The 14,785-nt window shown below is 59.9% G+C and carries 13 protein-coding genes; 5 read left to right on the forward strand and 8 right to left on the reverse strand.

From position 1 onward, the window contains the following. The first annotated feature begins 31 nt into the window (after positions 1 to 31). Positions 32 to 676, forward strand: a complete 645-nt coding sequence (locus tag ACN0SO_RS25780; RefSeq protein ID WP_417682534.1) for a glutathione S-transferase family protein — start codon at positions 32 to 34, stop codon at positions 674 to 676. A gap of 245 nt (positions 677 to 921) precedes the next feature. Here the strand turns inward: ACN0SO_RS25780 and ACN0SO_RS25785 are convergent, their stop codons facing one another. The 5 genes from ACN0SO_RS25785 to ACN0SO_RS25805 form a co-directional block, all read right to left on the reverse strand. Next, the gene (locus ACN0SO_RS25785; RefSeq protein ID WP_417682535.1) at positions 922 to 1,350 is read right to left on the reverse strand and encodes an HIT family protein; all 429 of its coding nucleotides are present in this window, start codon (positions 1,348 to 1,350) and stop codon (positions 922 to 924) included. 300 nt (positions 1,351 to 1,650) lie between these two features. Then, positions 1,651 to 3,993, reverse strand: a complete 2,343-nt coding sequence (locus ACN0SO_RS25790) for a trypsin-like peptidase domain-containing protein (RefSeq protein WP_417682537.1) — start codon at positions 3,991 to 3,993, stop codon at positions 1,651 to 1,653. A gap of 129 nt (positions 3,994 to 4,122) precedes the next feature. Continuing rightward, on the reverse strand, positions 4,123 to 5,409 hold the full coding sequence (locus ACN0SO_RS25795; RefSeq protein WP_417682539.1) for a GNAT family N-acetyltransferase: 1,287 nt from the start codon (positions 5,407 to 5,409) through the stop codon (positions 4,123 to 4,125). 114 nt (positions 5,410 to 5,523) lie between these two features. Further along, the gene (locus ACN0SO_RS25800; protein ID WP_417682541.1) at positions 5,524 to 6,285 is read right to left on the reverse strand and encodes a glycerophosphodiester phosphodiesterase family protein; all 762 of its coding nucleotides are present in this window, start codon (positions 6,283 to 6,285) and stop codon (positions 5,524 to 5,526) included. Between the two features lie 3 nt (positions 6,286 to 6,288). Beyond that, complete coding sequence (locus tag ACN0SO_RS25805; RefSeq protein WP_417682543.1) at positions 6,289 to 6,753, reverse strand: RidA family protein; 465 nt, start codon at positions 6,751 to 6,753, stop codon at positions 6,289 to 6,291. A gap of 241 nt (positions 6,754 to 6,994) precedes the next feature. Here ACN0SO_RS25805 and ACN0SO_RS25810 point away from each other — a divergent pair, with 241 nt between their 5' ends. Further along, complete coding sequence (locus ACN0SO_RS25810) at positions 6,995 to 7,849, forward strand: cell envelope integrity EipB family protein (protein ID WP_417682545.1); 855 nt, start codon at positions 6,995 to 6,997, stop codon at positions 7,847 to 7,849. On the opposite strand, the gene ACN0SO_RS25815 is transcribed toward ACN0SO_RS25810, so the two are convergent. From ACN0SO_RS25815 to ACN0SO_RS25825, 3 genes are read right to left on the reverse strand one after another with little or no spacing between them, the layout of a single operon-like run. Next, the gene (locus ACN0SO_RS25815) at positions 7,846 to 9,189 is read right to left on the reverse strand and encodes a DNA polymerase IV (protein WP_417682547.1); all 1,344 of its coding nucleotides are present in this window, start codon (positions 9,187 to 9,189) and stop codon (positions 7,846 to 7,848) included. The two genes, ACN0SO_RS25810 and ACN0SO_RS25815, sit on opposite strands and share 4 nt — an antisense overlap. Positions 9,190 to 9,213: 24 nt before the next feature. Then, positions 9,214 to 9,885 (reverse strand): hypothetical protein, encoded by a 672-nt coding sequence (locus tag ACN0SO_RS25820; RefSeq protein WP_417682549.1) that lies wholly within the window; start codon positions 9,883 to 9,885, stop codon positions 9,214 to 9,216. After that, positions 9,878 to 10,153, reverse strand: a complete 276-nt coding sequence (locus tag ACN0SO_RS25825; protein WP_417682550.1) for a DUF3572 domain-containing protein — start codon at positions 10,151 to 10,153, stop codon at positions 9,878 to 9,880. The genes ACN0SO_RS25820 and ACN0SO_RS25825 overlap by 8 nt, the downstream gene beginning before the upstream one ends. 176 nt (positions 10,154 to 10,329) lie before the next feature. On the opposite strand from ACN0SO_RS25825, the gene ACN0SO_RS25830 reads away from it, so the two are divergent. From ACN0SO_RS25830 to ACN0SO_RS25840, 3 genes are all read left to right on the forward strand, one after another. Then, the gene (locus tag ACN0SO_RS25830; RefSeq protein ID WP_417682552.1) at positions 10,330 to 10,701 is read left to right on the forward strand and encodes a response regulator; all 372 of its coding nucleotides are present in this window, start codon (positions 10,330 to 10,332) and stop codon (positions 10,699 to 10,701) included. 674 nt (positions 10,702 to 11,375) lie between these two features. Then, positions 11,376 to 13,091, forward strand: coding sequence for a methyl-accepting chemotaxis protein (locus ACN0SO_RS25835; protein WP_417682554.1), 1,716 nt, complete (start codon positions 11,376 to 11,378; stop codon positions 13,089 to 13,091). Between the two features lie 256 nt (positions 13,092 to 13,347). Further along, positions 13,348 to 14,640 carry an Hsp70 family protein gene (locus ACN0SO_RS25840; protein ID WP_417682555.1) on the forward strand — a complete coding sequence of 431 codons (1,293 nt, stop codon included), beginning with the start codon at positions 13,348 to 13,350 and terminating at the stop codon, positions 14,638 to 14,640. The last annotated feature ends 145 nt before the right edge of the window (positions 14,641 to 14,785 follow it).

Consider the following 14,785-nt stretch of genomic DNA (forward strand, 5'->3'; position numbering starts at 1 on the left):
CGGCGACCACGGATTTGGAGACAGGGACACCATGCCCGACAGAATCACTTTCTATTATGCACCGCAGACCCGCGCCCGCAGCGTCATGGTCCTTCTGGACGAGCTGAGCGCGCCGCACGATCTGCATGTCCTGAACATGAAGGCCGGCGAGCAGAGGCAGCCGGAGTTTTTAGGCATCAATCCGCTCGGCAAGGTGCCGACGATCCGCCATGGCGACGCGGTCATCACGGAACAGGTCGCCATTCACATCTACCTCGGCGATCTCTTTCCCGAGGCCGGGCTGACGCCGGGGATCGACGATCCGCTGCGCGGTCCCTATCTGCGCTGGCTGGTGCATTACGCGGCCTGTTTCGAGCCGGCGGTGGTCGACAAGTTCATGAAGCGGGAGCCCGCGCCTGAGAGCCAGTCGCCCTACGGCACCTATGATCAGGTGGTGGATCTGCTCCGGGCCCAACTCGCCAAGGGGCCATACATGCTCGGCGACAGGTTCACGGTTGCGGATGTCTTATGGGGAACAGCCCTCTACTGGACGCTGCAATTCGGCATCGTGCCCGACTATCCCGAGTTCGAAGACTATGCCGCCCGCATGAGTGAACGGCCGGCCTTCAAGCGGGCCATGGAGCGGGACGCGGAAATTGCCGCGGAGCACGAGGCTGCAGTTGCTGGGAAGGGGTGAGGGCGGCAAGATCTGCGATGGTTTCACCACCCCATGGGAGTGGTAAATGGGGCATGGTCATACCTTGTCCCCAGGCTGTCATCATGGACGATGCGAAGCGCAGATCCGGGAGCCACTCGCCTTTCCACAATCGCGCGAACTGCGAATGGCTCCGCTATTATCGCGGAGGCAGCATTTTTGCAGTTGGTCTCTGGAAACGAGTAGGCCCCGGGTCAAGCCCGGGGTGACGATGGGAGGTGGCGTTCTTAACCCAGCACCGCGCGAATCTTTTCCGCGTTGGCGGCGAGCACCTCGTTGTCGGCCATTTCACCGGTATGCGGGCGCAGTTTGACGCCGTCGAAGCGCGGGATCACGTGGACATGGGTGTGGAACACCACCTGGCCGCCGGCGGGCTCGGAAAACTGCTGGATGGTGGTGCCGTCCGCGTTGAAGGCCTTGACCACGGCGGCCGCCATCTTCTTCACCGTCGCCATGACGGCAAACAAATCGTCTTCGGCAATGTCGAAGATATTGCGCGAGGGGGCCTTGGGGATCACCAGGACATGGCCGTCGCCGCGGGGCATGATGTCCATGATCACCAGGGTCTTGTCGTCCTCGTAGATCTTGTGGCTCGGCAGCTCGTCGCGCAGGATTTTCGCGAAAACATTCTGATCGTCGTAGGCAGGTGCAGACATTTCCGTCCCCAAATAGAAATCGTTGAAGCGGAGACTAGCGACTGGGGCGGTCCTCCCGCAAGGGTCAATTGCCGCTGAGTCAGGGCGCTCATGTAATGATTCAAGGAACGTTCGGAGGGCGATTCAGTGCGCGCTTCAGAAATTGATTCAACGCCATGCTCGGCCGCGGCGTAAATCGCTTCAGGTGAGCGTGAAAAGTCGAGTCGGAAGAATCGGTTGGCGGCAAGGGTTGAGAGCCTGATTCATGTGCTGTCCGGTTCATCCTGTTTCTTGAGCCGCTTTATGGCAGTCATAGTCCGCCTAGTAACACTCGATGGAATGGGTGATGGCGCTCAAGCGGGTTGCGATGACTTCCGGAGGGAGCGCTTCTCCCTTAGGAGCGGTTCGGGGCGTGATGCCGTTCTGATGGAGGAACAGCTTGGCCATCGATCCGCGCACGGCAAAGTTCACGTTTTGGGGGATATCGCCGATGGCATCGGCGACCCGCTGAGCGTCCAGTTTGGCGGTGACGACACCGACCACATGGCCGTAGGCGTTCATGGCCGGGCCGCCGGAATTACCCGGCTGCACGGGCGCGGAGATCTGCATCCGGGTGCTGTCGCCGCCGATGCCCTTCATTGCGGTGACCGATCCCCGGGTGACGTTCAGTCCGCTCAAAAGACCTGTCAGCGGATAGCCTGCAACTGTGACGTCCGAATTGAGCGGTGCGGGGTTTTCGGCAAACATGGCGAAGTCGGGTGTCTTCAGGCTGGGGACGTGCAACAACGCCAGGTCAAAGGTCTTGTCCGTCGCTTTCAGAACCGCCTCGTGGCCGTCCACCGTCAGCCGGCTGCAGCCGGCGGTCACATGATCGTTGGTCAGCAGGTCGCCGTTCTCGGACACGGCGAAGCCGGTTCCTGAGGAAGACGCTTGTAGATCTTTCCTCCTGTCGGGGGCAGGGACATCTTCCGGTGGTATCGAAGAGCTTCCCTCGTCGGCGAAGGGGTTTGATAACGAAGGGGGAACATCCGGCGTTGTCCTTCTCGCGTCTCCTTCGCCCAATATGATGCGCATGGCGATAATGCCGTCGTCGAGGTCGCCACCGGACGGATAGGGGTCGGGGGCCGGCTCGCCGGGTGTGATGCTTCCGGTTATAGCGGCGAAGAGGGCGGCATCCTTTTCGTCGGCCGTCACCGAAATCGTTGCCCACGAGCCCTGTACATAGTCAGAGCGCAGATATGTGATCCGGCCGGTCGTATCCTTTATCGTGGTTACCCAGAGTTTTCCCTTTCGAATGGTTTGGGGCTTTTCCTTAAACACGGTTCCGGCCAAAAGCTCCTGGTGGGTGATGTTCGGCGAATCCGTAATCTCCTTGAAAAGCAGATAGCTGAGGGAGGAGTTTTTGTCGCGGAAAGCTATAGTTCTATTCTGTTCTTTCCCTACCGTTCCATAGGGCATCAGAATGGATATCCCCATGTGTGGGGCTGGGTAATAGACCAGTTGGCTTTCATCCATCTTGATCAGTGTTGCCAGCCCGAGCGTGTAGGCCTGGAACAGGGGAATGCGGGGCGGGTATTTGGGGTTTTCCTTTGCGTAACGCGCAAGCGCGGCCTCACTATCCCCGCCCCATGTGCCGTCGATCGTGCCGGTAAAGTATCCCAACAGAGCGAGGCCCAGCTGCAGGTATTTACGGTCGGCCTTGGAAAAGCGGAGCGGATAGAAGGGTTTGCGCAGGTCTTCCGGCGAGGGCATAACAAAGTCGGCGCCGGGTTCGCCGGCACCCTCGTCGCTGCGCGCCACCCTTTTCTTCTTTGGCTCCGGATTGCCTTCGTCTTCCACAGAGGGGCCCCGCTTCGCTGATGCCGTGCCGGACTTCTCGCGTTCTTCCTTTTTGTCGAGTACGAAAGTCGCCGTTTTTTCAACGCCATCGCGCAGATACCCCACCGGGAGGTATATGTTTGGCGCTTTCCCTTTCGTGATGCTCCAGGCTACGGCCGTAAGAAGACCTTTGTCCTGATCCTCCGCGATCAATACGATCGTCGACCACTCACCGGCAACATAGTCGGAACGGATATGGATATTCCGGCCGTTGGCAAGTTTGAAGGATGAAATCCGGAGATTGTTTCTCCGGACGACGCGAGGTTTTGTGATGATGTTTTTATCTGCTAATGCCTGCTGATGGAATTGAGAGACGAAACCGGAGTTCGTTCTGTAGAAAAGATATCTTATGCTCGAGTTTGTACTTTTGAGGCTAAAGAAATCATTCTCTCTTTCATCTTCTTCTATCCCATTGAATGGGATTAGAAGGGACATTTTCGCGAATTTCGAATAAAAAACCTCTAATTTCTGCTCAGCGAATCTGTTGCCCGTTTTCATCGCAAGGGCGAACACATCGAATACCGGAATGGTGTCGTTGTGTCCGTGGCGGACCGCATAGAGTTTGATCGCTTGCTGACTGCCGCGGCCCCACAAGCCGTCAACAGGCGACTTGTACAGCCCTTCCATCGCAAGGCCGGTTTGCAGAAACTTCTTTTCCTGTGTCGTGAGACGGTCCGGGTCGAATTCCTGATACAGGCCGGCCGCTTTCAGCTCGCTCACCTCATAGGCAAGTGCCGGACGGAAAAGGCAGAGCAGCAGGACGGGCAGAAGCAAGAGCAGACGCATGGACGGACCTGGAGTTCAATCGGGCTGGGTCTACTCTATTGTTATGGCGATGCTTTTGCCAAGTTTCGTGTACCGGTTTAATTCCGGCGAAATGCAACTTTTCTTTGGGGCATGGGGCGCCTGCATCCCCTAATCCCCCTTGCGGAAAGGACCGTGTTCGGTGAGGGCCTCGTTTTCCCGTTCCACGGCTTCGCGCTCCCGTTCCAGGTAGTCGGCGACCGCGTCGCGCAGACCCGGGTGGACGATCCAGTGGGCTGAGCGGGTGGTCACGGGGAGATAGCCGCGGGCGAGTTTGTGGGCACCCTGGGCGCCGGCCTCGACCCGCTTCAGGCCGGTTTCGATCGCGAATTCGATGGCCTGGTAGTAGCAGAGCTCGAAATGCAGGAAGGGGTGGTGTTCCGTGCAGCCCCAGTTGCGGCCGAACAGGGTGTCGGAGCCGATGAAGTTGAGGGCGCCCGCGATGTAGCGCCCTTCGCGTTTGGCCATGACCAAGAGGATGCGTTCCGCCAGCCGCTCGCTGACGAGGGAGAAGAAGGCCCGGTTCAGATAGGGGCGGCCCCATTTGCGCGAGCCGGTGTCCTGGTAGAAGCGGTAGAAAGCGTCCCAATGGGCCTCGGTCAGGTCGGCACCGGTGACCCATTCGATCTCGATCCCCGCGCTGACCGCCTCGCGTCTTTCTTTCTTGATTGCCTTGCGCTTGCGGGAGGCGAGATCCGCCAGAAAGGCGTCGAAGCTTTCGTAATCCCTGTTCTCCCAGTGGAACTGCTGGTCGGTGCGCTGCAGATAGCCCATGTCGCCGAGCGCATCCCATTCCCGCTCCGTCAGGAAGGTGATGTGAGCGGAGGAGGCACCACTGCGCTCGCACACCTGGACGAGGCCGGAGGCAAGGGCCTGCACGCCTGTCTGCCAGTCGATCCGGGGCGAGACGAAAAGCCGGCGGCCGGTCGCCGGCGTGAAGGGAACGGAGATCTGAAGCTTGGGATAATACTCGCCGCCGGCCCGGTAAAACGCATCCGCCCAGCCGTGGTCGAAGACATATTCGCCTTGGGAATGGTTCTTCAGATAGGCGGGGGCTGCGCCCCATATTTCCCCTGTTGCGGACTGGAGAAGCAGGTGGCGGGGCAGCCATCCTGTTTCTCCGGTGGCGCAGCTGGTCTCTTCGAGGCTTGAGAGAAACTCGTGTGAAATGAAGGGGTTGAAGGCGGTGTCTTCAGAAACTGATTCTTCCCGCTCAGAGAGCGATTCAAGTAGCTGATAATCCGATTCAAAGGTGGGATCGTGCGTGAGGCGTCCACCCGGCCCAAGCAGCCAGCCCGGATTCGCGACGCTGTTCCAGTCCGCCGCCGATACATCTTCCATGCCGGAAAGAATGCGCAGCGTCGCGGCCTGTTCGTCCGCATGTTCCTGTTCGGACATGACCTCAACCCTGCTCGATGAGAATGCTCATACCTTAAGTGTAGGATCTCGATGCTGCACTGCAAGGGGTTTTGCGTATGGGATCATTTGGAGACGGCACTTCCCAGGTGCGGCTCAGCCGACGTCGGGGTCGAAGCCTTCGAAGACGATCTGGTCGGCGTATCGTGCGGCGCGGTCGCGTTGGTCCCGGGTGCGCACGGTCCAGGTCATCACGGGCAGTCCCAGCACCTTGCGGCAAAAGGACGGAGCGATGGCTGGCAGACTGCGAATGCCGTAGGAGATGAAGTGGGGCCGGGTTCTGGGCAGATGCAGCATGTTGCTCAGGATGAAGCGTTCCATCCGGGTCATGCGCCTATACTCGCCTTCGGGCCGCATGGTTTCGGAAACGATGCCGCGCAGGACCTGAGGTTTGTGGGCTTTTGCAATGGAAAGCATGTCCGGGTCGAAGGACTTGACGGCAGCAGGCCCCTTGTAGGCCGCGACCTGATCGACAACGTTACGGACGAACTCCGCCTGGGCACCCGGACGCAGCAGGGACTTGATCTCGATAACGAGCGGCACCTTGCCGTCCACGAGGTCGAACAGATCCTGAAGCAGCCAGAGCCGGTCGCCGCCTGCCTTCATGGAAATGCCGGTGAGCGACGCGGTCGGCCGCTCGATTACACGGCCCTCTGCTTCCGTCAACCGGTCGAGGGTGTAATCGTGAAAGACCAGCGCGTCGCCGTCCGCGGTTTCCTGAACATCGACCTCGATGGCGAAATTCTTCTCGACCGCGGCCGCGATCGCCGTTGGCGTGTTCTCGATGACGCCGGCCTCGGTGTTATGATAACCGCGATGGGCGATCGGGCGCATCATGATCTGGCCGACGTCGGTCATGCTTCAGGCAATCTCGAAAATGGCTTCGATTTCGACCGCCGCGCCGAAGGGTAGGGACGCGGCGCTGACGGCGGAGCGTGCGTGTCGACCCTTGTCACCCATGGCCTGCACCAGGAAATCCGACGCGCCATTGATGACCTGCGGCTGCTGGGTGAAATCCGCGGTGGAATTGACGAAGCCGACGATTTTCACAAGACGCGCGACTTTTTCCAGATCGCCGGTGGCCGCCTTCGCCTGGGCCAGGAGATTGATGGCGCAAAGTTTCGCCGCTGCCTTGCCTTCGCCGACAGAAAGTTCGTCGCCGAGCTTGCCGATATGTTCCAGACCGTCGGTTCCCATGGGCAGCTGGCCGGAAATGAAGAGCTGATTTCCCGAAAACACATAGGGCACGTAATTGGCGGCCGGTGCGGCGGGCGAGGGCAGTTCGATACCGAGATTGGCAAGGCGGGCTTCAACGGTCTCTGTCATGCGGACAAATCTCCATGCTCGAATAGCCGGGAACGGACGGGTGGCGTTTTTCTGAAACAAATCCCCTCCGCCTGCAAGGGCTAATGATTTGAAGTTGGAAAAGCCGGTGCTGCGGGAATTTACCAGGAAAAGGAATTTGTGGTGGGAACGCTCTAGCGAAGCGTTCTGGAAGCGCATAATGTTCGAGGCTGGTAGTTCGGGCAGGTGGTGTGACCTGGTAGATGTGCAAGGGGAGATGGAGATGCAGCGCGTGACAGGATTTGTCCTGGCGAGAAGCGCGGTCTTGTGTGTGGCTGGCCTCGTCTCTCTTGGTTCGGTCGGGCAGGCGCTGGCCGCCGGACTGGTGCCCCATCGGGCAATCTACGACATGGAACTGGACAGAGCGGCAGACGGTACGGGTATCTCCGCGCTTAATGGCCGTATGGTCTATGAATTCAGCGGCAGTGCGTGCGAAGGCTACAGCGTGTCGTTCCGATTCGTGACCGAATTTCAGGATGTGTCCGGTGCGTCCCAGGTGACCGATCTGCGCTCCTCCTCTTTCGAAAATCCGAAGGATGCATCTTTCCAGTTCCTCAGCAAAACCTACGTCGATCAGAAGCTGGTTGAAAAGACCCGGGGGACGGCACGGCAGGGCGACGGTGCAAAGACCGTCGAGCTTCAGGAGCCGGGTGAGCGGGCGCTGACCATTTCCGGTGAAACCCTCTATCCGACAGAGCACCTGAACAAGATCATCAACGCTGCGCGCACGGGCAAGAGTTTCCTCGCCGCCGATGTCTATGATGGTTCGGAAACGGGCGACAAGGTTTATGCCACGACCGCCGTGATCGGTCCGTCAAGAACGGAGGACGTGCCGCTGAGCGATGAACCCTCGGCCGACGTCTCGCGCCTCAAGCAGGCGGAGGCCTGGCCTGTGACCATCGCCTATTTCGACCCCGCTCAGGATCAGGAGGGCGAGGAAATGCCGGTCTATCAGATGACCTTCCTGCTCTATGACAACGGCATCAGCCGGCAGCTCAAGATGGACTACGGCCAGTTCAGCCTGCGTGGCAAACTGCGCCAACTCGAGCTGCAAGAGGAAACCGGCTGCACGAACTAGGAGTTCTGGCCGCCGCTCTTGTCGCGCTTGGCCGGGCGGGCCGCATGCACAAGGCCGAGTTCGACGCTGCTGCGGCCGAATTTTTCCCGGAGCGTGTCCATGGCGAGTTCCGCTTTTTTTCGGCGCCCGGCGCCCTCGTCGAGCAGATCCTGAGGGTCCGCCTGTCGCGGATCGGAGAAATCGCTGACACCGATGCCGATCAGGCGGAATTGACGGCCGTCGGTCTCCTTCTTCAAAAGGTCCTCGCCGGCACGGTAGATCCGGTCGGCCAACTGGGTGGGGTCGGAAAGCTGGCGCGCCCGGGTGATGATCCTGAAATCTGCCGTCTTCAGTTTCAGCGAGACGGTGTGCCCTGCAAGGTCAGCCGTCTTCAGCCGGCGGGACACTTTTTCCGAAAGGTCACGCAGGATCGGGCGCAGTCTGTCGAGCTTCGAGATATCGGAATTGAAAGTCGTTTCCGCGCTGACGCTTTTCGCGCCGCGGTGGGGCGTCACCTTGCGGTCGTCCTCCCCCTGGCAGAGCCGGGCAAGACGCAGGCCCATGGCGCCGTAGCGGCGGGCTAGGTCAGCCGGCTCCATGTGCTGAAGCTGTCCGATGGTTCTGATGCCCTCAGCAGCGAGCTTTTGCTGGAACACCTTGCCGACGCCCCAGATCATGCTGACCGGCTTCTCCGCCAGAAAGGCCTTCGCCTCCGCCCGGCCGACGACGGAAAATCCGCGCGGCTTTTCCAGGTCCGAGGAGAGTTTGGCCAGGAACTTGTTCGGTGCCAGACCGACGGAGGCCGAGATGCCGATGTCCTCCTCCAGGGTCCGGACGAAGGCGGCAAGCGTTTCAGCAGCACTGGCATGGTGCAGCCGTTCGGTCCCGGTCAGATCCAGGAAAGCCTCGTCGATGGAGATCGGCTCGACCAGTGGCGTCAGCGCGCGCATGCGTTCGCGGATTTCCCGGCCGACGGCTTCGTATTTGCGCATGTTCGGCCTGATGACCACTGCATCCGGGCAGGCTTCCATCGCCTTGAACATGGGCATGGCGGAACGTACGCCGTAGATGCGGGCGATATAACAGCAGGTGGAGACTACGCCCCGCTGACCGCCCCCGACGATCACCGGAAGGTCGCGCAGTTCCGGATTGTCGCGCTTTTCCACCGCAGCGTAAAAGGCATCGCAGTCGATATGGGCAATGGTCAGCGTATCGAGTTCCGGATGGGCGACAAGGCGCGGGCTGCCGCAGCGGGGACAGCGGTTGCGTGTGGCCGCGGGGCGGGCGCCGCAGTCCCGGCAGAGCGCACGCAACGGCGCCGCCCGGCCGGCAGTTTCCGGTGGTGTCGGTCCTTCGACCATGCCTTCATGCCTGCAGGTTGTCTCTTAATCCGGAACCAGAATACCGCCGATAAAGTCTCTTGTCTGGCTCCAATCGCCGGTCAGCAGATCAATATGGTTCGAGGGCTTTACCGCGGCGCGGAAAGTTTCGTCGGCGACGAATTGTATCTGGACCGCCGAAGGCAGGCTGGCATTGACGGAAGCGTGGTTCACCGGACTGTCGTCGATGAAGATCAGCGGGGAGGGCCTGCCTGCGGCCAGGGCCGCGACCGCGCCGCCCTTGGGACCGGAATTGGTCAAAACCGGGTAGGGGATGCCGAAGTCCTGCAGCAACTTTTCCCGCACCGGTTTGTTATGGACGCCCGGCAGGTTGGTCAGGAGCAATATGTCCCAGTCCGAATGGAGTTCCTTGAGCGCCCTGTCGGCACCCTCGACCATGCGCTGACGGTGGCTTTCCTCGTCGAAGAACGCATCGACGAGCTGGCGGACGGCTTCCTGACTGATTGGCGCGTTCGATCCGATCGGCGCAATGTTGCCGGTGAACCGGTAACCGCTGGATAGGAACGTCAGTTCTTTCGCGCCGAGAAACTCGGTAAAATGGTCGGCCATGTGCAGAATGACCTCGTCCACGTCGCAGACGATCAACGGACGGTTCGAGCTGGGCAGTGCGTCGATTTGACCAAGAACGTGGGCGGAAGGAGGCGTCGGTTCAGCCATAATCGGTCGGATCTCCAACCAGCGCGAAGCGGGCGGCGGCGATCATGGTCGGCCGCAGACCGGCGTTTTCGCAATAGGTAAGCAGCAGGGCTTCGTCCGCCATATAGAACTCCAGAACGCCGGCGAGGAAGCCCGGTTCCTCGGCCGCATCGCGAATCGATTCCGGTCCGATGCCGGAAACCGCCAGAAATCTGCCGGTCTGCTCCGGATCCCGGGTCAGTTGAAGGAGGGCCTTTACGGCAATTTCCTGAGCAGATTCAAAGGTCATCTGTTTGCCGCGTTCGCCGAGCATCGTGTTTTTTTGCCTTTCCGAAACGATTCCACGTTAATAGAGACCCTAATGCGAAGCGACGACGCATTCCAGCCGCCAGGGGCGGCGGCAGGTACAACGGCGGCTCCATCCGCCACACAGGGGCCGGCAGAAGCCGGGAAAAGGGCCGAGACATGGCGAAGACCGTGCTGATTGTGGAAGACAACGAGCTGAACATGAAGCTCTTTCATGACCTGCTCGAGGCGCACGGATACGAGACCTTGCAGACCCGGACGGGAATAGAGGCGCTCGAGCTTGCCCGAACCCATCGTCCGGACCTGATCCTGATGGATATCCAGTTGCCGGAAGTTTCCGGGCTCGAGGTGACCAAATGGATCAAGGAGGATGAAGACCTCTGTGCCATCCCCGTGATCGCGGTGACCGCATTTGCGATGAAAGGCGATGAGGAGCGCATCCGGCAAGGCGGTTGTGAGGCTTACATCTCCAAGCCGATTTCCGTCGCCAAATTTCTGGAAACCGTGCGTTCCTATCTGGGCGAAGCATAAGCCGGCTTGCAAATCGGATTGCCGTCAATTGGTTCAATCCAAAGGAAACGCTTCCTGAGGGTGTATTGCGGCAAGCCCACTTGTCCGGGAAACATTTTCGTCTGCCCGCGTCTGCGTTAAGGTTACGAATTTACTAACTTTGCAGGTCGTTTGTGCAAAATCTTGCTGGAGTGTTGATTTCCGGCACCACTCTTGTAGTGTGACGCCACGAAAGAACGGTCTTCTTGCAAGATCTTTTACTGGTTTGTACGGCGCGTTGCTGTCGAGTGGTTTCACCACAGACCAGAGTTCCCTACGGAGTGCTCAGGTCCGCCGCATCTCCTGGGTCCGTGGGGCAGGCCGGCGAGAGAGCGGGGCGAAGAGTGGCCTCCTCGAACACCTGCTTTCCGCCGGCCACCTATTTGCAAGTATTCCCCCCAAGACGTTTCTGAGCTTCTATCGGCCGCCGATCCCTACGTGAGCTTCTCCTGCAAGGGCAGTGGGGAGGTGTAGTTCTTCAAATAGTTCTTATTTTCTGAAAATAGTTATCTCCTTTTGGAGAAGCGAAGCGCAAGCAAATTCAATGAGGATTGAGTAATTCTTTCTCTTTATTTGAGTTTCTGCATGGGGTTCATAATAAATTAATTTAAATTTGGCCTCTTTCCCTTGGGGGAATTATTGAGGGGCGAGAGCTAATGAAACTGAATTTAAAAAAACTGAAGATCACCACATCCATGGCGCTGGCGAGCGCAGGGTTTCTGACCCTGGCGATGTTCGTGATCGGGTTTATCGTCTACGACGTTTCGATCGAGCAGGCGAAAGGCCGGGCCGTGGCCAAGCAGGATACCAATCTCAGGGTCGCTGCTACTCTCTTCCAGGATCGGGTGGACGGCGCGAAGGTCACCTGGAAAGCCGATGGCAATGTCGAGCGCATCGAACTGAATGCCATCCCCGAATTCACCTCCCATGACCTGATCGATACGATCGGGCGGATGATCGGCGAAACGGCGACAGTGTTTGCCTGGGATCCGGAAACCAAGGACTTCTGGCGCAAAACGACCAATATCATCAAGCCGGACGGAAAAAGGGCGGTGGGCACGCCGCTCGGCCAGAAGGGAGCTGTCTATCCGGTGGTGACCGCAGGCAAGACCTTTCACGGCCAGGCGACGATCCTCGGCAAGGATTACTATACGATCTACAAGCCGATATTCACGCCCGCCAATGACATTATCGGGATACTCTATGCCGGCGTAGAAAAGGCGCAAATCGAAGCGAACGTGTCCGAGATGATGACCAGCTTCACGCTTCTGGCGGCGCCGGTGGTGATTGTGGCTGTTCTGCTCAGCACGTTCATGGTCGCACGACTCCTGCGGCCCTTTTCCGAGCTTGCCCGTATCACCGGGCGTATTGCCGAGGATGACCTGTCCGTTGATATTCCCTTCGCCGACCGGACCGATCAAATCGGCCAGATGGCCCAGGCGGTGGAAACACTGAAGCGCCGGTCCATGGAGCGGCTGGAACTGGCAGACAGCCAGAAGGCCAGCGAGCGGGAGAGCGAAGACCGGCAGAACCGGGTCCGGGAACTGATTGCTTCGTTCCGTACCAGCGCCTCTGGTCTACTGGCGTCCGTTGCCGAAACAGCGACCAGCATGGACCAGACCGCAGGCAGGATGACAGACATCGCCCAGGAAAGCGCAAACCACGCCAGCGATACGCTCAACGTTTCCGATGAGGCGACAAGCAATGTGCAGACGGTCGCAAGTGCGGCCGAGGAATTGTCCGCCTCCATCGGCGAGATTTCCCGCCAGGTCGCCCAAACCACCGAAGTCGTCGCGCGGGCCACGGAAGGCACGCGTATGACCAACGAGAAGGTCGAGGGGTTGGCGGAATCCGCAGGACGGATCGGCGAAGTCGTGACCCTGATCCAGGCGATTGCCGAACAGACCAACCTGCTTGCGCTGAATGCGACCATCGAGGCTGCCCGGGCCGGCGAAGCCGGCAAGGGCTTTGCGGTTGTTGCAGCAGAGGTCAAGGAACTCGCGACCCAGACGTCCAAGGCCACTGAAGAGATCGGGGCGCAGATCGCTGCCATCCAGGGGGCGACCAAGGAATCGGTTCAGGCGATCGGTGAAATCACCGAGATCATGGAGGAGGTCAATTCCTATACCTCCACCATTGCCGCAGCCGTCGAGGAACAAGGGGCCGCGACCAACGAGATTTCCCAGAACGTTGCGCGCGCTTCGGAAGGCACGCGGTCGGTGTCGTCCAACATGTCCAAACTGTCGGAAACGGTCGACCAGACCTCGTCTTCCGCCAGGGATGTCCTTGCCGCATCCGGCGATCTGTCCGCAAAGACAGAACAACTCCAGGGAGAGGTCAACCGCTTCCTGGAAGGTGTCGCCGCGGCCTGAACGCCGGGATTATCGGCACAGAAACCAAGCCCATCCGGAGGCCGGACGAACAGTCCGGAAGCCGGGTGGGTTTTTCATTCAATGAAGGCGACGGGAGTACGATGCGGCAATAGCGCCTTGCATCTTCCGCCGATAGGACGTATGTCCGCACGCCCGATCCCATCCCTTTTGAACCAGAAGCCCCGACCCGTTTTGATCCAGGCTGCGTGTTTTCGCGCGCCGTGGCGGGGTGACGTATTTGACCGGAGTGCCCCGCATGACGAAGACCATCGGCCTTGATTTCGGAACGTCCAACACGGTTTTCGTCGAAGCGGACGGGGGCAGGGCAACACGCACCGTGGAGTTCGGCGCAGGCACTGAGACGGTTGCCTCGCTTGCGACGGTCCTCAGTTTCCTCGACCGGGGCGCGGCGCGGCCGCCGCACCCGGAGGTCGGCCCCTGGGCCATCCGGCAGTTTTTGGAAAGCCTGGGAGACGTGCGCTTCATCCAGTCGCTGAAGTCGTTCGTCGCCAGCCCGACCTTCAAGGGCACCGGTATCTACGGCAATCCGTTTGATTTCGAAGACCTGATGGCGACATTCCTGACCTGCGCCCTGGAGCGTGCCGTCACTCCGGTTGTTCCGGAGGAAACCCGCCTGATCATCGGCCGTCCGGTGGCCTTTGCCGGCCATGCACCGGACGAGGCGCTGGCGATGCGCCGTTACCGGGAAGCACTCGCGCGCGTCGGCTTCAAGGACATTCGCTTCGTTCTGGAACCGGTCGCGGCCGCCTTTTCCTTCGCGCAAAGCCTGAACGAGGATGCGACCATTCTGGTGGCCGATCTCGGCGGCGGTACGACAGACTATTCGCTGATGCGCTTCCGGCTCGGGGGAAACGGCCTTACCGCCGAACCGCTCGGCCGGGGCGGGGTCGGGATCGCGGGCGATTCCTTCGACTACCGGATTATCGACAATGTGATCCTGCCGAGGATCGGCAAGGGCAGCAGCTACAAGAGCATGGGCAAGGTGCTGGAAATTCCGCCGAACCTGTTCTCCAACTTCGCCCGCTGGCACATGCTGTCGGTGTTCAAGACCTCCGACGACTACCGGGAAATGAAGAAGCTGCTGCGCTGGTGCCTGGAACCGGAGAAGATCGAGCTGTTTATCGACCTGGTCGACGAGGACCAGGGCTATCCGCTCTATAAAGCCGTCTCCGAGACGAAGGCGCGGTTATCGGCAGACAGCCAAGCGGAGCTGACATTCGCGCCGCTGGGGGCCGATTTCAGGGCCACCGTGACACGCGACGAATTCGACCTGTGGATCGTGCCGGAGCTGGAGAAGATCGACCGGGCGCTCGATGCGGCCATCGACAATGCAGGGATCACCGACCGCGATATCGACCGGGTGTTCATGACCGGCGGCACCTCGTTCGTTCCTGCGGTCCGCAGGCAGTTCGAAAAGCGTTTCGGCGCGGAACGGATATCCGGCGGCAATGAGCTTACCTCGGTCGCCACGGGCCTCGCCCTGATCGGCGCAAGGGAAGATGCGGATCACTGGGCGGTCGCCGCCTGAGGTCACAGGGGGCGATTGAATACGGGCAAACGAAAAGACCCGCCGGCAATACCGGCGGGTCTCAGACTGCTGACAAACCCGTCGATTTCGGCGGGTTTGTTATTTTGGATTAGGTTTTGTGGCGATTGTCGGCGTTTCAGAGTTT

It is taken from the genome of Roseibium sp., from assembly GCF_048260565.1.
GTDB lineage: Bacteria > Pseudomonadota > Alphaproteobacteria > Rhizobiales > Stappiaceae > Roseibium.